This is a genomic window from Deltaproteobacteria bacterium, assembly GCA_019308925.1.
In the GTDB taxonomy this organism is placed as follows: domain Bacteria; phylum Desulfobacterota; class B13-G15; order B13-G15; family RBG-16-54-18; genus JAFDHG01.
The window spans coordinates 1-21,731 of record JAFDHG010000008.1; the positions used below are offsets into that span (position 1 = coordinate 1).

At 53.3% G+C, this 21,731-nt stretch carries 21 protein-coding genes and 1 tRNA gene; 17 read left to right on the top strand and 5 right to left on the bottom strand.

Features of this window, described 5'->3' with window-relative positions; genetic code table 11:
* Nucleotides 1–649 precede the first annotated feature (649 nt).
* The 4 genes from JRI46_02210 to JRI46_02225 all read right to left on the bottom strand — a co-directional run bounded on the left by JRI46_02210 (nt 650) and on the right by JRI46_02225 (nt 2,945).
* Nucleotides 650–1,123, bottom strand: a complete 474-nt coding sequence (locus JRI46_02210; protein ID MBW2038400.1) for a PIN domain protein — start codon at nt 1,121–1,123, stop codon at nt 650–652.
* Nucleotides 1,124–1,406: 283 nt separating this feature from the next.
* Nucleotides 1,407–2,219: a pyrroline-5-carboxylate reductase gene (proC, locus tag JRI46_02215; GenBank protein MBW2038401.1), complete on the bottom strand. Its 813-nt coding sequence runs from the start codon at nt 2,217–2,219 to the stop codon at nt 1,407–1,409.
* A 275-nt stretch (nt 2,220–2,494) separates the two neighbouring features.
* A tRNA-Ala gene (locus tag JRI46_02220) sits at nt 2,495–2,569 on the bottom strand.
* Between the two features lie 13 nt (nt 2,570–2,582).
* On the bottom strand, nt 2,583–2,945 hold the full coding sequence (locus tag JRI46_02225; GenBank protein MBW2038402.1) for a response regulator: 363 nt from the start codon (nt 2,943–2,945) through the stop codon (nt 2,583–2,585).
* A gap of 293 nt (nt 2,946–3,238) precedes the next feature.
* Here JRI46_02225 and JRI46_02230 point away from each other — a divergent pair, with 293 nt between their 5' ends.
* From JRI46_02230 to JRI46_02310, 17 genes are all read left to right on the top strand, one after another.
* Entirely contained in the window at nt 3,239–3,730 is a 492-nt protein-coding gene (locus JRI46_02230) for a (2Fe-2S)-binding protein (protein ID MBW2038403.1), read from the top strand.
* Nucleotides 3,727–6,102 carry a molybdopterin-dependent oxidoreductase gene (locus tag JRI46_02235; GenBank protein ID MBW2038404.1) on the top strand — a complete coding sequence of 792 codons (2,376 nt, stop codon included), beginning with the start codon at nt 3,727–3,729 and terminating at the stop codon, nt 6,100–6,102. The genes JRI46_02230 and JRI46_02235 overlap by 4 nt, the downstream gene beginning before the upstream one ends.
* A gap of 3 nt (nt 6,103–6,105) precedes the next feature.
* Nucleotides 6,106–7,035 (top strand): FAD binding domain-containing protein, encoded by a 930-nt coding sequence (locus JRI46_02240; protein ID MBW2038405.1) that lies wholly within the window; start codon nt 6,106–6,108, stop codon nt 7,033–7,035.
* A 329-nt stretch (nt 7,036–7,364) separates the two neighbouring features.
* Nucleotides 7,365–8,357 carry a 3-dehydroquinate synthase II gene (locus tag JRI46_02245; protein ID MBW2038406.1) on the top strand — a complete coding sequence of 331 codons (993 nt, stop codon included), beginning with the start codon at nt 7,365–7,367 and terminating at the stop codon, nt 8,355–8,357.
* Nucleotides 8,354–9,310, top strand: a complete 957-nt coding sequence (locus tag JRI46_02250; GenBank protein MBW2038407.1) for a type I 3-dehydroquinate dehydratase — start codon at nt 8,354–8,356, stop codon at nt 9,308–9,310. Before JRI46_02245 ends, JRI46_02250 begins: the two co-directional genes overlap by 4 nt.
* Nucleotides 9,289–10,116: a shikimate dehydrogenase gene (gene aroE, locus JRI46_02255; protein MBW2038408.1), complete on the top strand. Its 828-nt coding sequence runs from the start codon at nt 9,289–9,291 to the stop codon at nt 10,114–10,116. The genes JRI46_02250 and aroE overlap by 22 nt, the downstream gene beginning before the upstream one ends.
* Nucleotides 10,085–11,344: a 3-phosphoshikimate 1-carboxyvinyltransferase gene (gene aroA, locus JRI46_02260; protein ID MBW2038409.1), complete on the top strand. Its 1,260-nt coding sequence runs from the start codon at nt 10,085–10,087 to the stop codon at nt 11,342–11,344. The genes aroE and aroA overlap by 32 nt, the downstream gene beginning before the upstream one ends.
* The gene (locus tag JRI46_02265; protein ID MBW2038410.1) at nt 11,341–11,862 is read left to right on the top strand and encodes a shikimate kinase; all 522 of its coding nucleotides are present in this window, start codon (nt 11,341–11,343) and stop codon (nt 11,860–11,862) included. The genes aroA and JRI46_02265 overlap by 4 nt, the downstream gene beginning before the upstream one ends.
* On the top strand, nt 11,859–12,929 hold the full coding sequence (gene aroC / locus JRI46_02270) for a chorismate synthase (GenBank protein ID MBW2038411.1): 1,071 nt from the start codon (nt 11,859–11,861) through the stop codon (nt 12,927–12,929). The genes JRI46_02265 and aroC overlap by 4 nt, the downstream gene beginning before the upstream one ends.
* Nucleotides 12,907–14,127 (top strand): hypothetical protein, encoded by a 1,221-nt coding sequence (locus JRI46_02275; GenBank protein ID MBW2038412.1) that lies wholly within the window; start codon nt 12,907–12,909, stop codon nt 14,125–14,127. The genes aroC and JRI46_02275 overlap by 23 nt, the downstream gene beginning before the upstream one ends.
* On the top strand, nt 14,127–15,476 hold the full coding sequence (locus tag JRI46_02280; protein ID MBW2038413.1) for a sigma-54-dependent Fis family transcriptional regulator: 1,350 nt from the start codon (nt 14,127–14,129) through the stop codon (nt 15,474–15,476). Before JRI46_02275 ends, JRI46_02280 begins: the two co-directional genes overlap by 1 nt.
* A 146-nt stretch (nt 15,477–15,622) precedes the next feature.
* A complete protein-coding gene (locus tag JRI46_02285) occupies nt 15,623–16,411 on the top strand; it encodes a class I fructose-bisphosphate aldolase family protein (GenBank protein MBW2038414.1) in 789 nt (262 codons plus the stop codon).
* Nucleotides 16,412–16,508: 97 nt separating this feature from the next.
* Nucleotides 16,509–17,705, top strand: coding sequence for an ABC transporter substrate-binding protein (locus tag JRI46_02290; GenBank protein ID MBW2038415.1), 1,197 nt, complete (start codon nt 16,509–16,511; stop codon nt 17,703–17,705).
* Between the two features lie 89 nt (nt 17,706–17,794).
* A complete protein-coding gene (locus JRI46_02295) occupies nt 17,795–18,685 on the top strand; it encodes a branched-chain amino acid ABC transporter permease (GenBank protein MBW2038416.1) in 891 nt (296 codons plus the stop codon).
* Nucleotides 18,679–19,758, top strand: a complete 1,080-nt coding sequence (locus JRI46_02300) for a branched-chain amino acid ABC transporter permease (GenBank protein MBW2038417.1) — start codon at nt 18,679–18,681, stop codon at nt 19,756–19,758. The genes JRI46_02295 and JRI46_02300 overlap by 7 nt, the downstream gene beginning before the upstream one ends.
* Nucleotides 19,758–20,528, top strand: coding sequence for an ABC transporter ATP-binding protein (locus tag JRI46_02305; GenBank protein ID MBW2038418.1), 771 nt, complete (start codon nt 19,758–19,760; stop codon nt 20,526–20,528). The genes JRI46_02300 and JRI46_02305 overlap by 1 nt, the downstream gene beginning before the upstream one ends.
* Nucleotides 20,521–21,222, top strand: a complete 702-nt coding sequence (locus tag JRI46_02310) for an ABC transporter ATP-binding protein (GenBank protein MBW2038419.1) — start codon at nt 20,521–20,523, stop codon at nt 21,220–21,222. The genes JRI46_02305 and JRI46_02310 overlap by 8 nt, the downstream gene beginning before the upstream one ends.
* A gap of 137 nt (nt 21,223–21,359) precedes the next feature.
* Here the strand turns inward: JRI46_02310 and JRI46_02315 are convergent, their stop codons facing one another.
* Entirely contained in the window at nt 21,360–21,647 is a 288-nt protein-coding gene (locus JRI46_02315; GenBank protein MBW2038420.1) for a hypothetical protein, read from the bottom strand.
* Nucleotides 21,648–21,731 lie beyond the last annotated feature (84 nt).

A 21,731-nucleotide genomic window follows, 5' to 3' on the forward strand; every position in this document is an offset into this window, starting at 1 on the left:
AGCTTCTTCCACTCACATCTTACCAGGAGGTTTCTTTTTGGCTAGATAGTAAATAAATTTTTTCTGTGCTATTATTACTCCTATACCCCTCTAATACTCTGATATATAACGTTGTTGGCTAAGTTGACTTTCTCAGTATTAGTGAAGATCGTATCCATAGGATAAAGATTCCTCATCAGGCACGCTGAGATAATGAAAAATAAGTAACAATAGTCAACTCCGTCCCCGTCCCTTCCTCTCTCCCCTGATCAGTTAATTTACAGCCATCACCCCTTCATCTTTGCCAGTTCTTTGGACCGCTGGGTAGCGGAGGCCACAGCCTCCATCACGGCCCCCCTGAACCCCTTGGCCTCCAACGAGGCGATCCTCACTAAGTCAAGAAGGGGACGGTGGTAGATGGTCCCCTCGCATTCAATTCTCAGTGGTCATGCCATGGGTTTGTTCTGTCCTAGTTGTCCTTATTTAATTAAGGCCTGACCCCCTTATCTTTTTGCGTAAGCCTGTGCCGATGTTATCGGTAGTTGAACGCTGAGACCTTTTTAATCCGTTGCGTAAGCTTTTAGACTTTTCTTTAATAAATTTAATCTGTTCTGAAAATGAAAGTCCTCTCGTGTCTTCATAATGTTTATCACGAATCTTACGCACCATTTCAACTGCCTTTACTGACATACGTTGTCACCTCCCTTGGTGAGAAAATCAATATCGTTTTGTATCCCATTTCGATATTAACAGCGTTAAATTTCTGAATCTTCTCAAAATGGACAATATGCTTGAAATTCCAACTCACAACAAGGTCTGCCCCCGCAACGGTTGCAATGGCAATATGGCGGGCATCATTCAGAAAGTTGAAAGGCAGAATTTTATGAACCAAATATGTATCAGCGAGCTCCGCAGCTTCAGTGGTAAGCTCAAGAATATCAAGTGCAGTCTTTTGAAATTCCTCATAAATACCTTTTACTTCATCTGGAGCATCCTGGATTTCTGCTTCAGTAAGCTCAGATAAAAGCAATGAAAAAGTGCCTGCCTGAAAATCTCTTAAAAGTCCAAGTGACCATTCCTGAAACTCAGGGTCACAACAACCACCAATGACCGATGTATCCGCGTAAATAAGAGTTTTTTTCATAACACAATTGTATCATTCATTGTTTCAGCGTTCAATTGCGCATAACGTGTGCAGACTAAAAAAATACGACAATATTTATCATTCATGCTTTTAGACTGTTGTTATCTGTTGGTGCGACAAAATATTTTTCCATTCTCTTACGCACCCCATACCTTGTCAAGGGCTGACACATCTTCATTCCCCACTTCCTTTAGCAAAATAAATATTAAGGAGGATGTTGGGTCTAAAACTATTTTTACTTCTCATACACCCGAAAAAGAAAGGATCTCTTTATTCACAGCCATCACCCCTTCATCTTTGCCAGTTCTTTGGACCGCTGGGTAGCGGAGGCCACAGCCTCCATCACGGCCCCCCTGAACCCCTTGGCCTCCAATGAGGCGACCCCCGCTATAGTCGTCCCCCCTGGGGAGGCTACTCTGTCCTTCAGATGGGCGGGATGTTCACCCCCTTCTGAGAGGAGCCGGGCAGTTCCGAGGACCGTCTGGATCGCCATTTCTAAGGCCTCTTTCCTTGGCAGTCCCATCCGCACCCCTCCATCTGCCAAGGCCTCGATAAAAAGGCAGACATAGGCAGGACCGCTTGCACTCATACCGGTCACGGCATCCATCAGCGCCTCCGGGAGGACCACCGTGGTGCCCAAGGCATTGAATATCTCCTGGGCCACCTCCAGATCTTCTGCAGAGGCCTCCCCTCCTTGGGAGAGGGCGATGGCGGACTCCAATACTAGGGCCGCAATATTGGGCATCGCCCTGATGAGGCGCGCGTCCTTGTCTAATATAGAAGCGATGGTCCCGAGGGAGACCCCGGCGGCGATGGAGATGAGGAGCTTTGAGGAATCGAGGGCAGGGGCGATTTCTTGGAGGACCCTTTTCAACTCCTGGGGCTTGACAGCCAGGATGAGGATCTGGACCTGGGAGGCGAGCTGTAGATTATCCTGGACCACCTCCACTTCATAGGTCCTCTTGATGTAGTCCCTTCTGTCTGGGCGGATGTCACTGGCAGCTATGCCCTCAGCCACCCCCTTTTTTTGGAGACCTCGCAGGATGGCCTCTCCCATGTTCCCAACGCCGATGATTCCAATCCTTTTCTTCAGCATCTCTATCTCCTTCTTAAACCTTTTCCCAAAGAAGGATTCAAGGATTCGAGGGTTCAAGGGTTCAAGTTTTTGTATTGTACCTTCTGCCAGGTCTTCGACCTGTCCGGCGAGGGGACTCCCTGCACCCCCTAAAAGAGGAAATCTTCATCGGGGTTTCAGGGGGGTAACCCCCCTGAAGTGACGACTTGAAGGTCATCTAATCTCAATACTTTTTAAGTATTTCACTTGACCACTGGAATCCTTGACCTCTTGAATCCTGCAAAAAGATAAAATATTGGTGGAGATGGGGGGATTCGAACCCCCGACCCTCACGTTGCGAACGTGATGCTCTCCCGCTGAGCTACATCCCCACTCGATATCACTCTATCCCTTTTCGTTTTCGAGAAATTCCCTGATTACCCTCTTAAGATCACTCAAGTCTGAGCTCTTCACCACATAGGCATCAGATGCCCAGGTGGTGAGGTCCCTCTTGTAGTCCCCATAGGCGGTGCAGATGATCACCGGCAGCTCCTTGTCCTGCTCCCTTATCCTGCTGAGGACCTCCAGCCCCCCCATGCCGGGCATCTTGAGGTCTAGGGTGACCAAGTCTGGCCTCAATTTGTCCAGTTTTTCCAAGGCCTCCTCCCCCCCCTCGGCCAGTTCCACCTCATACCCCTCCTCCTCCAACTCCTCTTTGTAGAGGAGGCGGATGTGCTCCTCGTCATCGACCACCAAGATCCTCTTCATACCTACCACTTAAAAAATATTAACTTATTTCAAGACCCATGTCTATTATAAAATCCCTGCTTCCTTTCTCTGGCGAAGGTGGGGATGGAGGAAAGCCTCGCTCGTGATACGGACACCTTGACAAATTGTATGGGGAGTGATACGAGGCCTATAGATTACCCTGTCATTCATGATCCTCATAGATATTTTCGGTAAGGTGATGAAACAGAAAGGTTCATGCCGGGCTGTCTCCTATGAGCTGTGTGGAGAGGATTGGGGGAAACAATCGGGTGTCTCTACGGGAGTAAGGGGGGATGAAAAGAAGCGTTCTGCTGAGGGTAAATGGAGAAACTCACGAGGTATTTATCACGCCTAGCCGTACACTGCTTGAGGTCCTTAGGCACGACCTGCACCTGACGGGCGCCAAGGAGGCATGCGGAATAGGTGCGTGCGGGGCCTGTTCCGTGCTTGTCAATGGGAAGCCCGTAAACTCCTGTATAACCCTCGCGGTAGAGGTGGAGGGACAAGAGATAGAGACGATCGAGGGACTTGCAGAGGCGGGTAATCTTCATCCCCTCCAAAAGGCTTTTATAGACCACCATGCCTTCCAGTGCGGGTTCTGCACCCCGGGAATGATTATGGCTGCCAAGGCGCTACTGGACAGGAACCCTGAACCGACTGAAGAAGAGATAAGAAATGCCATATCAGGAAACCTGTGCAGGTGCACGGGCTATGGGAATATCACCAATGCCATATTGAGCGCTGCTGAGAAAATGAGAAAAAAAGAGAGTAGCGGAGAGCGATGAATGACTTCAGATATATAAAAAAGGGCATCAAGAGGACTGATGGAGGACTGATAGTAACCGGCAGGGCACAGTATACTGTGGACATAGAACTTCCCGGTATGCTCTACGGGAAGATACTGAGAAGCCCCTATCCCCATGCCCGAATCAAAGACATCAAGACAGGAAGAGCAGAGGAACTCGAAGGGGTAAAGACGGTAGTCACGGGAAGGGATATCGGCTACCGGAGGTTCTCGTTCATAGATACACCGGCCTACCCTGCAGATCAGACGCCCCTTGCCGTGGATAAGGTGCGGTTTATTGGCGAGGGGGTTGTTGTTGTGGCTGCCATAAACGAGGAGGTAGCCTCAAAGGCGCTCAATCTCATAGACGTTGAATATGAGGAACTTCCCAATGTCTTTGATCCCGAGCAGGCACTACAGGAGGGAGCACCAGCCGTCCATGATGTCATAGAACCAAACACCACGACGGCCTGGGAGGATTTCGGCATCCCCAGAAAAACCAGACCCTATACGGTTGCTAATAACATCTCGAACAAGACTCTCATCGAGTATGGCGACGTAGAAACAGGATTTAAAGAGGCGGATTACATCCGGGAGGACCGGTTTGTCGTTCCGGCAACATCCCACGTCGCCATGGAGCCTCATGTCGCAGTGGCACGTTACGAACTCAGCGGAAAGCTCGATGTGTGGCTCTCCCATATGGGTTATGAGCACAAACGCTTCTGGCTGGCAAAGCTCCTCGATATCCCCATCAGCCGGGTGAGGGTTCATAAGACCTACGTCGGTGGAGCCTTCGGGGGTAAAATAAGCCTCTTTCCCTACGAATTCATGGCGGCCTACCTCTCCAAGCTCACCCTCAGACCCGTCAAGATCACCCTGTCGAGACAGGAGGCCTTCTCTGTCTGCCCACCAGCGAGGAGGATGATCGTTACCGTGAAGACCGGGGTAAAGCGTGACGGAGGGATCACAGCCCAGCATGTGAAGGTTATTGATGACGTGGGGGCATACCGGAGCAGCTCACCGACGGCCATGTATCTTGCCCATGTCTTTAGAAACCCGATTTATAATATACCCAATGTGAGGCATGAAGCCTTCGGGGTCTACACCAGCAAGCTGCCCACCATAGCGAAACGGGGCCACTCACTGCAGCAAATGAGCTTTGCAGTTGAATCACACCTCGACATGATCTGCGAGGACTTAGGTCTTGATAAGGTTGAGATGAGGCTGAAAAACTTCAGGAAGAAGGGCGATGTCCTCCCTAATGGAGACACGCTGAGGAGTTACGCCCTGCCCGAATGCCTGAAGCAGGCCGTGGAAAAAATCGGATGGAAAGCAAAGTACGGCAAGAAAGGCTTCAGGGGGTTGGGTATAGGGACGGCCTCCATGTTTTCGGGTGCTCATAACTTCCCTTTTGCAAGCGCCGCCCTGGTTCGGCTCAACCACGATGGGAGGATCATCCTCTATACGGGACAGACGGAGTTCGGGATTGGCGTGGATACCGTGATGGCCCAAATCGTGGCTGAGGTACTCAACTGTCCTTTGGACTACGTGATTGTCAATTCCGGTGACTCCGAGGTATCCCCTCATGACATTGGCAACTGGTTAAGCGCAGGGATATTTACATCGGGTGAGGCAGTCAGAAGGGCAGCCCTCGATCTCGAGACACAGATGTTCACCTATGCCGCAGAGGGACTCCAGACGACAGCGGACACCCTTGAGATGCGTGATGGCTGGATCGTATCGCGAGCGGATGAGACAAAGCGGCTCTCCTTTTCCGATATCTCAAAGTTTGGGATCCAAAGGGCAGGTGGCGACCCGCTCATTGGGAAGGGCTACGTCAAATGTGTTCCCGATGTCTATTTCTGGAAGGGAGAATTCAACAAGACGGCATCTCTTTCACGGGGAAAGGGTCGCTTTACAGAGGCCTACGGTCTTGCTGCGGCCACAGCCGAGGTAGAGGTTAATCCTGAAACGGGAGAGGTAAAGATCATCCAGATCGTCATTGCCGATGATTGCGGCACACCGATAAACGTGGCGTCTGTTGAAGGCCAGATCGTAAGCCAGGCGGTAATGGGCATAGGGGATGCGTTATTCGAGGAGATGAGGATGAAAGATGGGATTGTCATGAACCCGAATCTCCTCGAATATAAGATTCCCACCGCAACCGATATTCCAAAGATAACCTCCATAATTGTGGACAGTTATGAACCCAGTGGTCCCTTCGGTGCCAAAGAGATCGGTGAAACCTCGAGGGCGGCCGTCATAACGGCCATCGCCAATGCCATCTGCAACGCCATAGGAACGAGGATATTTACCCTCCCTCTGACCCCTGACAGGATACGCCAGGCGATATCAGAGACAATGAGGAAATGAATCATGGCTTCACTGCCAGAATTTGAATACAAAAGACCGAAAGACCTTGAAGAGTTCCTTTTTCTCCTTTCACAGTATGGAGACGAGGCCGCAATCCTCGCTGGTGGGACAGACTTCATCCCGAGGTTAAAGATGGGATTGAAGCAACCCAAGGTCGTCATAGATATCAAAGGTATAAGCGGCCTTTCGTATGTGCATTATGAGGCGGAAGTGATACGGATTGGTGCCCTAACAAGGATTTACGAACTTCATGATAATCCGACCATTCGACGTCACTACCCAGCTTTGTATGAGGCTGCCATGTCAACAGCCAGTGAAAACATCCGGGCCAGGGGAACCATTGGGGGTAACATACTTCAGGATACACGCTGCATGTACTACAACCAATTCAAACAGTGGAGGACCTCCTTTAAGCCTTGCTTCAAAAGCAGTGGTGATCGATGCAACGCCGTTAATGGAGGGAATCGGTGTTTCGCCGTGTACTGCGGAGATCTCGCCCCTGCCCTCATATCTCTCGGTGCCTCCGTGTGCCTCCTGAGTATTGATGCTGAACGAGTGGTACCGCTCGAAAGCATCTTTGTGGGAGACGGACGATCCCCCTTTTCTCTGCGTCGTGGGGAGGTACTCAAGGATGTTATTATCCCAGCTCCGGAAACGGTGGGCGGATACGAAAAGCTCAGGATCAGGAGTTCTGTAGACTATCCCATTGTCTCAGTTGCCCTCAGCATGGATCGGACAGAGAGGGGGAGACTCGTAGTTGGAGCTGTAGCGCCTCAACCTCTCGCTTATGAGTTCTCATCCTATAGACGACTGAGCAGCCTGACTGAGAAGGCGTATGAGGATGCAACACCCGTCGCGAATATGCCCTTTTCTCCCCTCTATCGAAAGCGCATGGTCAGGGTTCTCGCACAGAAACTCTTGGGGAGAATATAAAAACACCATCCCTATATCCTTACGCAATCCGTCACCCTTTCATATCATAACACCTCCCCCCTAAACCTCAACACTATAAAGGGGACCAATGTACCTTCTTCTGCTCATGATCCCCTAAAAAACAGGACTTTCCCCCCAAAATCCTCTGGCAAATTGAAGTAAGCTATTTATTAATGTTGCAGGCTTACAGAAGATCGAAAGTGGAAAGTCTGTTTTTGAGGAAAGAATGTGGGAACTTTTTTCTTAAAAGATGGCTCATTTCCCCGTTGAACCCATCACCTTTTATTGGTATCTTATAAGGCACTGACCTGCGAATAAGGAGAAGTTAGATGAAAAAGGTCTGGGTAAAGGTCGATCCCAAAGACAAAGAGATGGTCTTGACCGCCTTGGAAGGGGGGGCGGACGGTATCCTGCTGCTCAAAGGGGGCTCTTCACAGGTGAAAAAGTTGGGAATGATCACTACCATCGCCCCTGATGGAGATCTCATATGGGGGAAGGAGGTGATACCTTGGCAGGTGAAGGGGCAGGAGGATGTGGAGAGGGCCTCTGCAATACCTCCGGAGGTCATCTTAGTGATAGAGGTTGAGGGATGGAAGGTGGTCCCTTGGGAAAACCTGGTGGCCAAGAGGTCGGGAATCTATGCCTTGGTAAAGGGGTATGAGGAGGCTGAGGCAGCCTTGGGAGTTTTGGAGAAGGGGGTAGAGGGGGTGGTGATCGACACTCATGACCTGGCTGAGATGAAAAAGATCATCAGGCTGGCCAAGAGGGAGTGTGAGAATCTGCGGCTGGAGGCCGCTGAGGTCTGCAGAATAACCCCCTTGGGCTTGGGGGATAGGGTCTGCATCGATACCTGTACCAAGATGAGGGAGACAGAGGGGATGTTGGTGGGGAGCAGTAGTGCCGGCCTCTTTCTCATCCATGCGGAGAGCCTCTCTAACCCCTATGTGGAACCCCGCCCCTTCCGTGTCAACGCTGGGGCCATCCACTCCTATATCCGTGTACCCGGGGACAAGACCAGGTATCTGAGTGAACTGCGTTGGGGGGAGGAACTCCTCATCGTGAACGCCCAGGGTGGAACACAGGTCACCTATGTGGGGCGGGTGAAGACGGAGCGCCGTCCCCTCATCTTGGTGGAGGCAGAGGTGCAAGGGGGGAGGGCCTCCTGCATCTTGCAAAACGCCGAGACCGTCCGCTTGGTGTCCCCTTCCGGGGATCCCATCTCCTTGGTCGATCTGAAGGAGGGGGATAGGGTTCTGATCCTCAGGGAGGCGGGGGGGAGACATTTAGGCCAGTTGATCCATGAGGGGATAGAGGAGGGATGATGTCGGAAAAAGGGGGATTGGATGATCTGCGAGGGGAGATAGATAAGATAGACCGCCAGATTTTGCCCCTCCTGGATCAGAGGATGGCCTTGGCTCTGCGGATCGGGGAGGTGAAGAGTGGGCTTGGGATGGGAATCCATGACCCCGAAAGGGAGACCGGGATCATAAGGGACTTACTCAGCTATTCTCATCGTTATCTGACCCCTCAGGAGATTGAGGAGGTCTACGCAGCCATCTTTCGGATCTCACGGTGGAGGCAGGGTGGGAGAGAAAGGGTTGGGGGCCACCTCTGCATTTCCGTCTTGGAATCTGATCCAGAGAGGGCCCGTCAGGGGATGATGATGGCGGCAAGGGAGGGGGACTTGGTGGAGCTGAGATTGGATGCCCTGGATGAGATCAGGTTGAATGATCTTCTCCCCTTCACTGAGGGCCTCCTGATTGTAACTAATAGGAGGAGGGGGGAGGGTGGGTTTTTCCGGGGAAAAGAGGAGAAACGCATTGCTTACTTGGAGGAGGCTATCAGATATGGAGTGACGTATATCGACGTAGAATGGATGTCCCCTGAGCCCTTACGCTCCCGGCTCCTCGGCAAGAAGGGGGAGACAGGAGTCATCCTCTCCTATCACAATCTCCAGAAGACCCCACCCCTGGAGGAGCTCCTCTCCCTCTGGGAGGATATGATACAGATAGATGCAGATATCTATAAGATAGTGACCTGGGCGCAAACCCTGGATGACTCCCTGACCGTGCTCAGGTTCTTGAGGGAGGCGGGAGGGAGAGGACAAAGGGTCATCTCTCACTGTCTGGGAGAGGAGGGGAAGATCAGCAGGATCTTGGCCCCCCTCTTTGGCTCCTTTATGGCCTTTGCCTCCCCGGAGGGAGGAGAAGAGGCAGCCCCGGGGCAGCTGAGGGCAGGTCAGATGCGCCGGGTCTGGGAGGTCCTGATGAAGTGAGGGAATACGGGATCATCGGATATCCCTTGCAATATACCCTGAGTCCTCCCATACACAACGCCGCCTTTCAGGCCTTGGGTATCCCCGCCCGCTATAGGGCCTATCCAGTGAAAGATATCCAAGAGGGAGTGAGGCTCATCAGGGAGATACCTTTGGAAGGGGTCAGCATCACCATCCCCCATAAGATGGCCATCATGAATCTGCTGGATGGCTTGGATGAGGTGGCCTCCCAGATAAGTGCAGTGAACACCGTAGTAAGACAAGGGCGAGGATTCATCGGCTATAATACAGATTGGATAGGGGCGGTGAGGGCCTTGGAGGAGGTGACCTCTCTGCAAGGTAGACGAGTCTTGTTGGTTGGGGCAGGAGGGGGTGCCAGGGCCGTGGCCTACGGCGTCCGCAGCCGTGGGGGGGAGCTGTGGGTGACCAGCAAGGACGGAGAGAAGGGTGAGGTCTTAGCCCATAGCTTTGGCGGACAATTTTTACCCTGGGATCAGAGGGGGAAATTCTCTCTGGGTGTGGTGGTCAACGCCACCCCCCTGGGTGGGAATGGCCTGGAGGACCTTCTCCCCCTTCCTACTGAGGCCTTGCATGAGGGCATGGTGGTGATGGATTTGGTCTATCACCCTTTAAAGACCAGACTCCTCAGGGAGGCCCAGGGGCGGGGATGCAGAACTATAGATGGTCTCAGGATGTTGCTCTATCAAGGTGGGGAGCAGTTTGCCCTCTGGACCGGGGAGAGTCCACCCTGGGAGGTGATGGAGGAAGTCATCTATGGCCAGGATAAGGCCGACAAAGGGGCTTGACGCCCAGGTACGCACCCCCGGCTCCAAGAGCTACACCCTGCGGGGGATGGTAACCGGTGTCCTGGCTCAGGGGAAAACGGTCTTGGCAAACGCCCTCCTCTGTCAGGATACGCAGGTCATGACCAAGGCCCTGACCCTCTTGGGGGCAAAGGTGAAATATCAGGAGGGGGCCTTTTATATCGAAGGGTGTGAGGGAACCATTAAAAACCCCCAACGTCCCTTGGAGATGGGGAACTCCGGGGCCTCCCTTAGGTTTCTGACCGCCCTAGTGGCCTTGGGGGAGGGTAGGTACATCATCACCGGGGATGAGCGGATGAGGGAGAGGCCGATACAGGACCTCTTGGACGCCTTGGGGGACTGGGGGGTGAGGGGCCATACCCTTTATCAAGATGGTTTCCCCCCCCTGCTCATAGAGACCGGGGGGATCAAAGGGGGTAGGACAAGGCTGAGCGGGGAGAGAAGCAGCCAGTTCCTTTCAGCCCTCCTTTTGGTGGCTCCCTATGCCCAGGCCGAGGTAGAGATAGAGGTCCTGGAAAAGTTGGTGTCCAGACCCTATGTAGACCTCACCTTGGATGTGATGGAGACCTTCGGCGTAAGGGTCCAGAGGGATGGCTACCGCCGTTTTAAGGTATCTCCCGAAGGGGGTTATAGGGGGAGGGAATATCCGATAGAGGGGGATTGGTCATCTGCCTCCTACTTCTTCGCTGCAGCAGCCATCACCCAAGGGAGGGTCAAGGTCTATGGCCTTAGCCCCCATTCTTTTCAGGGGGACCAAGGGTTCTTGCAGATCCTGCAAGAGATGGGTTGTGGGGTTGAAGTGGGGGACGAGTGGGTCGAGGTAAAGGGGGAAAGGCTGCAGGGCCTGGAGGTGCAAATGGGGGATATGCCCGATCTAGTCCCCACCTTAGCGGTCATTGCCTCCTTCGCCCAGGGGGAGACCATCATCCGGGGTGTACCTCACCTCAGAGTAAAGGAGTCGGACCGTATCAAGACATTGGCAAACGAATTGTGCAAGGTGGGGGTAAAGGTTAAGGAGATGGAGGATGGCCTGGCCATCGAGGGGGGAAGGCCCCATGCGGGGAGGATAGAGAGCCGAAGGGATCATCGCATCGCTATGGCCTTTGGCGTCATGGGGCTGGCAATCCCGGGGATTGAGATCGAAGGGCAAGATTGTGTGGGCAAGTCTTATCCCTCCTTCTGGGAGGAGTTGGAGAGGATAGCTGGGTGAACTTAGTCCTCATCGGGTTCAGGGGGACTGGAAAGACCACCGTAGGTAAGAAGCTGGCCCAACGGCTGGGCTTGGGGTACATCGACACCGATGAGTCTCTGGAGGATACCTGCGGTATCAGCATCAAGGAGTTTGTGGAGAAGTTCGGGTGGCGAGAGTTTCGCAGAAAGGAGAAGGAGGTGGTAAAGGGGCTTTTTCCCTTGGACGGTTATGTCATTGCCGCGGGAGGAGGGGTAGTTCTGGATGAGGAGAACATCCGCAATCTAAAGAGGAACGGGCGAACCATCCTCCTAACCGCTGATCCAGAGACCATCCTGGATAGGTTGAGGAAAGACCCCCTCACCGGGGGGCGCCGCCCTCCCTTGAGCAGGGATCTCTGGGAGCGGGAGATCAGGGATCTGATCCAGATGAGGACCCCCTCTTATCTGAACTCGGCTGATTATGTGATCGAAACCACTCAACTGGGGGTAGAGGAGGTGGTAGAGGTCATCATCCAATGGTGGGAGGGATTAAAATGAGCGGGAGCTCCTTTGGGGTCCTGTTCCGGGTGACCACATGGGGTGAGTCCCATGGGGAGGCCATCGGGGTGGTAGTGGATGGGTGCCCCCCCAGTATACCCCTGAGTGAAGAAGATGTGCAGAAAGACCTAGACCGCCGCCGGCCCGGCCAAAAGGGGACTTCACCCAGGGGGGAATCAGATCGGGTCCAGATCCTTTCAGGCCTCTATCAGGGGATAACCACGGGCACCCCCATAGCGATGATCGTCTACAATAGAGATGTAGACTCCCGCCCTTATGAGGAACTGGAGGGGGCCTTCAGGCCTGGCCACGCCGACTACACCTATTATAAAAAATACGGGATCAGGGACCCCAGGGGTGGGGGTCGGGCCTCGGCTAGGGAGACGGTGGCCAGGGTGGCTGCGGGGGCGGTGGCCAAGAAGGTTTTGGAGGGAAAGGGGATAACGGTAACAGCCTATACCTTGGAAATGGGAGGGGTACAGGCTGAGGTGATGGATTTAGAGAAGGCAGGGCACAACTGGCTCTGTTGCCCTGATCAGAAGGCCTTAGCGCGGATGGAGGAGAGGCTTGCCCAGGTCCAAGGGGCAGGTGATTCAATAGGGGGGGTAGTTGGGATTTCAGCGCGAGGATGCCCACCCGGCCTAGGGGAGCCGGTCTTCGACAAACTCGATGCCGATCTGGCCAAGGCGATCATGGGGATTGGGGCGGTAAAGGGGATAGAGATAGGGGCTGGATTTGCGGCGGCCAGGATGCTCGGCTCTCAACACAATGACGGGATGACTTCTGAGGGGTTCAAAAGCAACCATGCTGGGGGGGTTCTGGGAGGGATATCGACTGGGGAAGAGATATGGATCCGCGCCGCGATAAAGCCCATCCCCTCTATCTCCCTTCCCCAGGAGACGGTAGATGAAAAGGGGAGGAAAAGGACCATAGTGGTCAAAGGGAGGTATGATGTCTGCGCCATCCCCAGGGTATTGCCGGTCTGTGAGGCCATGGTGAGGTTGGTTTTGGTAGACCATCTCTTGCGCCAGGAGGCCATAAGGTATGTTTCTGAAGAGGGGTCTTAGGTTTCTTGCCCTGGTGGTCTTCATCTTTGTGGTGGTGGTGCTCCTTGCCCGCAGCAGCATCTTGGAACTGCGAACCAGGGCGGAAGAGGGGTTTGTCCACAAGAGATTGACGGAGCTACGGGAGGTGGCTGTTGGGGGGTATTCCCTACAAGACCCCACCTACCTAGTGACCCCCAAAGGGGAGGTCCGTCCCCTGGGGGGAGATATCCCTCTGGAAGGGGTTCAGGACATCCTTTTATATCTGTCTCCTAACCCCGGGGGGGTTCACCGTGCGGGAGAGTATTGGGTGTATCTCCCCTTGGAAGATGATGGGTTCCTCCTCTCATGCACCCCGTATCAGGAGGTCATCGCCTGGACCGCAGGTTTTGAGGCCAGGGAGACGAGGAACGTGATCCTGGTCACGGTGGCCTTTGGGGTCTTCACCCTGGTCTGGATGTGGGCGGACAGGAGGGCCTTGGTTGCCGCCCAGAAGGCGCAGATGGTGGAGGAGTTGGAGAGGATGGTCCAGGAAAGGACCGAGGCCTTGAAGAGGATGAACCGCCTGGCAAGGCTTGGGGAGTTCGCCGCCAGCATGGCCCATGAGATCCGCAACCCCCTTGGTTCCCTGGTTACTGCTTCCAAACTCCTACCTGATGCCTCTGGGCAAGAGCAGGAGGATCTGGTAGGGGTGATAAAGAGGGAATCGACCCGGCTGGACCGCATCCTCACAGATTTTCTCCTCTTCTCAAAAGACCCCCGTCTTAATATCAGGATGAACCTCCTACACCCCCTCCTGCAGCGGACCTTAGAGGGGCTGAAAAGGGGTGAGGAATTCCAGAAGGTGAGGATTGAATATCGACTGGACCCCCAGGTGAAGGAGGTTCCCTGCGACCCCGAGCAGCTGGAGCAGGTCTTTTGGAACATCGCCCTCAATGGGGCTCAGGCCATGGGGGGCGAAGGGGAACTGCTGATCTCCACCCGTCGCCATGGCCGCTGGGTGGAGATATCCTTTCGGGACACAGGCCCGGGGATACCACCAGAGAAGCGGGAGCAGATTTTCGAACCCTTTTATACGGAGAAGCGGAGGGGGACAGGGTTGGGACTTTCCATTGCCAGCAGGATCGTGGAGGCCCACGGAGGATTTATCCAGGTGGCCAGCGAAGCAAGTTCCTGGAGCCTCTTTACCATCTCCCTCCCTTTGTTGCAGGATGGGGGATGATGGCAATGGAACCCAAAGGTCACATCTTGGTGGTGGATGATGAGCCTTCCATGAGGACGGCCCTCTCCATCCTCCTGAGGAGGGAGGGTTATCAAGTCTCTCAGGCAGGTGATGGAAGGGAGGCCCTAAAGATATTGGCGCGGGGGCAGTACGATATGGTCCTCACCGATCTGAAGATGGAGAGAGTAGATGGGATGGAGCTGCTGCGCCAGGTGAAGACCATTAACCCCCATACGGAGGTCCTCATCTTCACCGCTTACGGAACAATAGCCTCCGCTGTAGAGGCGATGAAGCTGGGGGCCTACGACTATATCGGCAAGCCCTTCGATGAAGAAGAGCTTCTCCTGAAAGTGGCCAGGGCCCTGGAGCGCAAGGCCCTGGTGAGGGAGGTTCAGAAGTTGCGTGCGGAGCTCAAGGGGCAGAGGGGGATGGAGGAGATCATCGCCAAAAGCGAAGGGATGGGGGGGGTCTTGGCGAAGGTAGCTCAGGTTGCATCCACCGAGGCCACCGTCCTGATTGAGGGGGAGAGCGGTACAGGGAAAGAGCTCGTCGCCTGGGCCATCCACCAGGGTAGCCCCCGGCGACATCGTCCCTTCATCCCCATCAACTGTAGCACCTTTCCCGAGACCCTCCTGGAGAGCGAGTTATTCGGATATGAGAAGGGGGCCTTCACCGGGGCGGAGAGGGGACGCAAGGGGCTCTTTGAGGCAGCCCACCAGGGGACCCTCTTTTTGGATGAGATCGGGGATATGCCCCTCCCCCTCCAAGGGAAGCTCCTGCGGGTCCTCCAAGAGGGGGAGGTGAGGAGATTGGGGAGCACCACCCATATTCAGGTCGATGTTCGCATCTTGACCGCCACCAACAAAAAGATCGAGACCTTGGTGGCCCAAGGCATCCTGCGAGATGACCTCTTCTACCGCCTCAATGTGCTCAGGATCTATATACCCCCCCTGCGGGAGAGGCCCGATGACATCATCCCCTTGGCCCATCACTTTTTGGAGATCTATCGAAAAAGGGCCAAAAAGGAGATCAGGGGGTTTACCCACGAGGCAGTGCAGGTCCTGCTCAATCATCCCTGGCCTGGGAATGTACGGGAGCTGGAAAATGCGGTGGAAAGGGGGGTAATCCTAGCCCACTCCCCCTACATCAGCTTGCATGACCTCTCCCTTGATCTTCCTCCTTCTGAGGTAAGAAATGAGGGAGGGGTTACCTTGAAAGAGCTTCAGCGACGTCACATCCTTTCCGTCTTGGAGCGGCATGCTGGGAATCAGGCCAAGGCGGCCAAAGAGCTGGGGATTGGGCGCAACACCCTATGGAGGCGGTTGAAGGGGTATGGACTCCTACCATAGTTCCAATTTTTAACTATGTATTCCAATATGGGACAAATCACCTTTACTATTTTACAAATTTTCTCATTAAATCAATTAGTTAAAGATCTCAACTCACTGGTACAAATATTGCTTAAAAACTCTTTTTTAATAAGGAGGTGAGAGGGATGGTAGGAAAAGAGGTGCGCCTGGCAAGGATATTTCACCCCATTTCCCGGAAAACGGTCATCGTCCCTCTTGATCACGGGGTGACACAGGGGCCCTTACCGGGCCTCACAGACATGAGAAAGGTGCTGAGGGAGGTGGCCGAGGGAGGGGCAGATGCTGTGATCCTCCACCAGGGCAATGTCCGCTTAGGACCTTGGGGAAACGGGGAAAGGGTGGGGTTGATCGTGCACCTTTCAGCAAGTACAACTCTCTCGCCCGAACCCCTGAGAAAGGTCTTGGTTTGTAAGGTGGAAGAGGCCCTCCGGCTTGGGGCGGACGCTGTCTCCTTCCATCTCAATCTGGGAAACCCTTATGAGGGGGAGATGATCAGGGAGTTGGGGATGGTGGTAGGGGAGTGTATCCAATGGGGGCTTCCCCTTTTGGCCATGGTCTATGTCCGGGGGCCCGGGATAGAGGATGAACGTCACCCGCAGCTGGTGGGACATGCGGCCCGAGTGGCGGCAGAGTTGGGGGCTGATCTGGTAAAGGTGGATTACACCGGTGACCCCTTCTCCTTCCGAGAGGTGAGCGATGAGTGCCCTATCCCTGTGGTCATTGCCGGGGGGACAAAGGGGGGGGAACGGGAATTGCTGGAGATGGTCAAAGGGGCCTTAGAGGGGGGTGCCAGGGGTGTCTCTATTGGGAGGAATGTGTTTCAACATGACAGCCCCAAGAAGATGGTGCAGGCCATCTGTGCTTTGGTCCACCAGGGGGCAACGGTCCAGGAGGCCCTGAAGCTGTTGGAATAGGTAAAAAAATTCATTTTCACAAGGAGGTTGCAATTAATCTAAGGGAATCTACAAACTAAAAACCGATCAAAGAACTAAAAAGGGAGGAGGTATTTTTATGAAGGCATTCAAAAATCATGGAGCATTGACAATTCTCTTGGCTCTCTGTTTTATCCTTTCATGGCCGTTGCTTATCCACTCAGCCGAAAAGGCCCCCTATAAGATCGGGGTCAACCTCGAGCTGACCGGCCCGTGGGCGGAGGTGTGCAAGACCGTAAAGATGGCCATAGTGATGGAGGTGGAGCGGATCAATAAAATGGGTGGGGTTGATGGGCATCCCCTGGAGCTAATCATACAGGATAACGGCTTTGATCTGGGCAGGGCTGCGGCAAACATGACCAAGTTCGCCCGTGACAAGGAGATCCTGGTAGTTTTGGGCCCCTTTGAGGACCCCCTCCAGGCCACCACCAGGGCCATCGCCGAAAGGGAAGAGATCACCAACATCATTTTTTGTCCTTCCAACCCCATGGTGCGTGCCTTAAAGCAGCGCTGGTCATTCAATATCGCCCACAGTGATATTGTCGTCTCTCAAAAGTTGGTGGATCTCTGTCTGGCCAGAGGATACAAAAGGGCCCTTGTCTTCTACGCTTCGCATCCCTTGGCCCAGAGCCTGGCTGGGTACTTCAAGAAATTCGGAGAGAAGAAAGGGATGAAGGTCATCATCTCCAAGGAGACCCATAAGCCGACTGACATTGACATGACTCCCCAACTCATCAAGCTCAAGCCGATCATCGAACGGGAAGGGATAGACGTCTTCTACGCATCTACTGCTGGTCCTCCAGGGCCAATTATCTGTAAGAATCTGCGGGCCCTGGGGATCAAGACCCCGATCATCGGGACTCATGCCTTTGGATTCAATTTTATCATCGCCCTTGGGGGAAAAGCAATGGAAGGGGTGGAGTTCGGGGCTGGAAAGCCTGTGGTCCCCTATCAACTCGATAAGGACGACCCAGTTCGCCCCATCGTCATAGATTTCGACAAGCGGATGAGGGCCCGCTATGGGGTAGGGGCTGATCAGATAGCTGGCCATGCCCACGATGCCATCTGGCTTATCTATGATGCCCTGAAGAGGTGTAAAGGTAAGGTCACCAGGGCACGGTTCAGGGATGCCCTGGAAAACACCAAGGGGTTTAAGGCGTGCCATGGCATCTACAACTACAGCCCCACAGACCACAATGGTCTGAGCAAAAAGGATATGGTCTTCATCAGGATTGAAGGAGGTAAATTCAAGCGGATCACGTTCCCAGGGTTCTAATAAGGGTTGAAAGTAAGATACGTAATTGTCACGGTTGAGGGGTGGAAGGATATGAGGATTCGCTCACCCCTTTTTAAACGGAGGGTTTCATGACCCCTTGGGTATATATCCCACAACTTCTTGCCGCTGGCATCACCATGGGGGCCATCTATGCCCTGGTTGCCCTGGGATTTGTCACTATTGTGAGGGCCTCACAGATCATAAACTTCGCCCAGGGGGAGTTCGTCATGTTAGGCGGGGTGATTACCTTCTTTTTTATCAAAGGGGCCGGGCTCTCCTACCCCCTGGCGGCCCTGATGGCTGTGATCGCAGTCGTCGTCATCGGCTTCCTCCTCCATGTACTGGTCATCTACCCCCTGCGAAAGACTTCAGTCCTCATACCCCTTATGGCGACCCTGGGAGCATCCATCTTCCTCAGCAACACCAGTGGCTTGATCTTCGGGATGTTGCCCAAGGCCCTCCCCCCTTTCTCAGGAGAGAACCCTCTGAAGGTTGGTGGAATTCATGTCGCCCCCCAGAGCCTTTGGGTCCTTGGAGTCACCTTCCTCCTGCTACTGTCCCTCTATCTCCTTTCCCACCGGACATTATTGGGAAAGGCCATGGAGGCAAGTTCCACCGATCCCTTGGGGGCTGACCTATTGGGTATTTCGAGAAACCTCATGGTCTTTTTAGCCTTTGGGGTGAGTGCGGGGGTAGGGGCCATTGCCGGAATACTTATTACACCAATATTTTATACGAGCTACAGTTCAGGGACATTACTGGGGCTAAAGGGTTTTGTCGCTGCTGTCTTGGGCGGCTGGGGTAAAAACAGCGGTGCAGTCCTTGGTGGTTTTGCCCTGGGGATTGTGGAATCCTTAAGTATTGCCTTCATCCCTTCGGGCTATAAGGATGGGGTGGCCTTTGTGGTTCTGTTGCTCATCCTCTATTTTAGGCCCAAAGGGATCCTGGGTTCACCCTTTATCGATAGTCGCCGATGGTAGAAGAATATAAGATAGAGTATAGAAAGAGAGATATTCTCTATACAGCCGGCCTGTGGCTGATTTCTCTGATCTTGCCTGATCCCCACCTTCCATACAGAAGGGAGTTTGTTAGAAAGAGGGATCTCTTTTATTTGGGGGCCATTTTGCTGCTTCCTTTGATCTGGTCTGAACCTCACTTCCACTATCTCATGGTCCTGGCGGGGATCTACGCCATTTTGACCCTGGGATTGAGCCTCTTTCTTGGCTATGCCGGGCAGATCTCTCTGGGACATGCCGCCTTCTTCGGAATCGGGGCCTATACCACTGCTATCCTCACCACCCGCTATGCCTTCCCCACCTTTGGGGCCTTTTGGGCCTCCGCTTTAGTAGCTACCGCCTTTGCCTACTTCATCGGCAGACCCATCCTCAAGCTCAAGGGGTACTTCTTGGCCCTGGCCACCCTGGGGTTTGGGGAGATATTTTTGGTCATCGTCAAGGAATCGAGGGGCCTCACCGGCGGGGTCAGCGGGATCTTCGGCGTCCCCTATTTCTCCCTGGCTGGATTCACCTTCGACACTTATCTTAAACAATACTATCTGGTCTGGGTGGTTCTCATCGGGCTACTCCTCTTTTCGAAAAACCTGGTTCGTTCCAAGATGGGCAGGGCCCTTTTGGCTGTTGCGGCGAGTGAGGATGCTGCCTACAGCGTAGGGATCAATGTGGCTCAGATTAAGATAGGGGTATTTGTTATTGGGGCTGCCTTTGCTGGATTTGCGGGGAGCCTGTTTGCCTGCATTATGTCCATAGCCAATCCTGAGGCCTTCGGGCTGAACCTCTCGGTCCTTATCGTTATGATGGTTATCATGGGAGGTATGGGCAACCTCTATGGCCCAATCGCCGGGGCCATCTTGCTCACCTGGCTCATGGACATCCTGGGGGGCTATCAAGAATATAGCCTTCCCATCTTTGGGGTGATCTTGATCCTTTTGCTCATCTTTTTCCCCGACGGTGTCGGGACCCGTCTGAATGTTAGGTTGATATACCTCATTAGCTACTGGGGGAGGAAGAGGAGGAGGGAAAGGGTGGATATCTGATGTCACTCCTATCGGTCGAGAAAGTAATCAAGAGCTACGATGGCGTCCTTGCCCTGAACAGGGTTTCGCTGCATGTTCGAAAAGGGACTATTATGGGGCTCATTGGCCCCAATGGAGCAGGGAAGAGCACCCTCTTCCATTTGATCACTGGTGTGGAAAGGCCTACCTCGGGGAGGATCTACTTTAAGGGGATAGATATTACCTCCATGGAATCCCATGAGATTTCTCTGTTAGGGGTGGGGAGGACCTTTCAGACACTCCAGGTCTGGGGAAACATGACCGTTGTAGAAAACATACTGACAGGGATGCACACAAGATTGAAAGGTGAATTTCTCTCCTGTGGACTTTGGCTCCCCTGGATCAAAAGGGCAGAAGAAAGGGCGTTAAAGGAGGCCAAGGAAATCCTGGAATTCCTTGGTCTATTGGGCAGGTGGAAATGGCCCGCCTTTCAACTCTCCTTTGGTCAACAGAAGATGCTTGAGATGGGTCGGGCCCTGGCCATGAAGCCAGAGCTCCTTCTCCTGGACGAACCAGCGGCTGGGCTGACCCCTGCCGAGGTAGGACAACTTTCGGAAAGGATATGCCAACTCAGAGAGAAAGGGATCACCACCCTCGTCGTAGAGCATCACATGGGGATGGTGATGGAGATAGCGGTTGAGGTAGCAGTGCTCCATAATGGTGAGCTCATCGCCGAAGGAAGTCCTGATGTAGTGAGAAGAAATCCCCGAGTCATTGAGACATACCTGAAAAGCAGGGGGGTTGATGCTTAAGATAAGAAAACTGATTGTCCATTACGGACCATTCATTGCGCTCAACAAGATCTCCCTGAAAGTCAAAGGAGGGGAAATCGTTAGTCTCATCGGCCCCAACAGGGCAGGAAAGACCACCCTTCTGCTCACCATATCCGGGATCTTGGAGACGACTGAGGGAAGGATCTCTTTCCAAGGGGAAGATATCGCAAACCTAGATTCCCATAAGATTGTATCCAGAGGGATTGGGCATGTCCCCCAGGGACGCCACATCTTCCCCACCCTCTCCGTATTCGACAACCTTATGATGGGGGCATATATCAGGAGGAAGGCCAGAGAAGAGGTAGAGGAAGACTTAGAGTGGATATATCAACTCTTTCCTATATTAAAAGAGAGGAGACATCAGAGGGCCGGTACCCTCAGCGGGGGTGAACAGCAGATGTTGGCCATAGGCAGGGCATTGATGGGGCATCCTCAATTGCTGATGTTGGATGAACCTTCCTCGGGGCTTGCCCCTCGATATATCGATGAGATCTTTGCCACCTTTCAGGAGATGAATAAAAGGGGGCTGACCCTCTTCATTGTTGAACAGGAGATTCAGTTATCACTGGCCATCTCCCACCGGGGATATATCCTACGAAATGGCCGTCTGATCAAAGGGGGAACCTCATCGTCCCTCATGGAGAGCCGGGAGGTAAAAAACCTATGTATGTGAGATGATATAAGGAAATATATGAGGCCAGGTATTTAATTAATAACGGTATCTATCTCCAATGGTACCCGAAAGGTATGATGGGAATGAAACCATGGAAAAACTGACGAAGTATAATCTAACTGCCAGAAGTTTAAAGATTATTTATTCGAAATGGGAAAGCCCTTATCCGATGAGTTGATGGCCTGGGACAGGAAGTCAAACCATTTGTTCTGGAGGGCGATCCTCCTTCTGGGAATGATGGCGATGGGTGCAAACCGTAAGGTGAAAGATTTTTCATGCTGATCACGGAAGGTGAGGTTGAAGAGGACGGTATCTGATCCATAGTAATTGTCTCGGGTGAGGGAGATCTTATCCATTTTGGAAAAAGGGACCCTTAAATCGATCTCTTCACCTCCCTTTTCCTCGGGCACCGTGAAGAATAACACATTGCCCTCGACCCATAAGCGGCCCTTCCGCCTGGATCCTTTGACCGGGAGACCTCCGTAGTAATATGTTTTGCAGGGCCGAGG

Coding starts and splice junctions, on each gene's coding strand:
- JRI46_02210 (MBW2038400.1), bottom strand. CDS start 1,123: ATGAAAAAAACTCTTATTTACGCGGATACATCGGTCATTGGTGGTTGT.
- proC (MBW2038401.1), bottom strand. CDS start 2,219: ATGCTGAAGAAAAGGATTGGAATCATCGGCGTTGGGAACATGGGAGAG.
- JRI46_02225 (MBW2038402.1), bottom strand. CDS start 2,945: ATGAAGAGGATCTTGGTGGTCGATGACGAGGAGCACATCCGCCTCCTC.
- JRI46_02230 (MBW2038403.1), top strand. CDS start 3,239: ATGAAAAGAAGCGTTCTGCTGAGGGTAAATGGAGAAACTCACGAGGTA.
- JRI46_02235 (MBW2038404.1), top strand. CDS start 3,727: ATGAATGACTTCAGATATATAAAAAAGGGCATCAAGAGGACTGATGGA.
- JRI46_02240 (MBW2038405.1), top strand. CDS start 6,106: ATGGCTTCACTGCCAGAATTTGAATACAAAAGACCGAAAGACCTTGAA.
- JRI46_02245 (MBW2038406.1), top strand. CDS start 7,365: ATGAAAAAGGTCTGGGTAAAGGTCGATCCCAAAGACAAAGAGATGGTC.
- JRI46_02250 (MBW2038407.1), top strand. CDS start 8,354: ATGATGTCGGAAAAAGGGGGATTGGATGATCTGCGAGGGGAGATAGAT.
- aroA (MBW2038409.1), top strand. CDS start 10,085: ATGGCCAGGATAAGGCCGACAAAGGGGCTTGACGCCCAGGTACGCACC.
- aroC (MBW2038411.1), top strand. CDS start 11,859: ATGAGCGGGAGCTCCTTTGGGGTCCTGTTCCGGGTGACCACATGGGGT.
- JRI46_02275 (MBW2038412.1), top strand. CDS start 12,907: ATGTTTCTGAAGAGGGGTCTTAGGTTTCTTGCCCTGGTGGTCTTCATC.
- JRI46_02280 (MBW2038413.1), top strand. CDS start 14,127: ATGGCAATGGAACCCAAAGGTCACATCTTGGTGGTGGATGATGAGCCT.
- JRI46_02285 (MBW2038414.1), top strand. CDS start 15,623: ATGGTAGGAAAAGAGGTGCGCCTGGCAAGGATATTTCACCCCATTTCC.
- JRI46_02290 (MBW2038415.1), top strand. CDS start 16,509: ATGAAGGCATTCAAAAATCATGGAGCATTGACAATTCTCTTGGCTCTC.
- JRI46_02295 (MBW2038416.1), top strand. CDS start 17,795: ATGACCCCTTGGGTATATATCCCACAACTTCTTGCCGCTGGCATCACC.
- JRI46_02300 (MBW2038417.1), top strand. CDS start 18,679: ATGGTAGAAGAATATAAGATAGAGTATAGAAAGAGAGATATTCTCTAT.
- JRI46_02305 (MBW2038418.1), top strand. CDS start 19,758: ATGTCACTCCTATCGGTCGAGAAAGTAATCAAGAGCTACGATGGCGTC.
- JRI46_02310 (MBW2038419.1), top strand. CDS start 20,521: ATGCTTAAGATAAGAAAACTGATTGTCCATTACGGACCATTCATTGCG.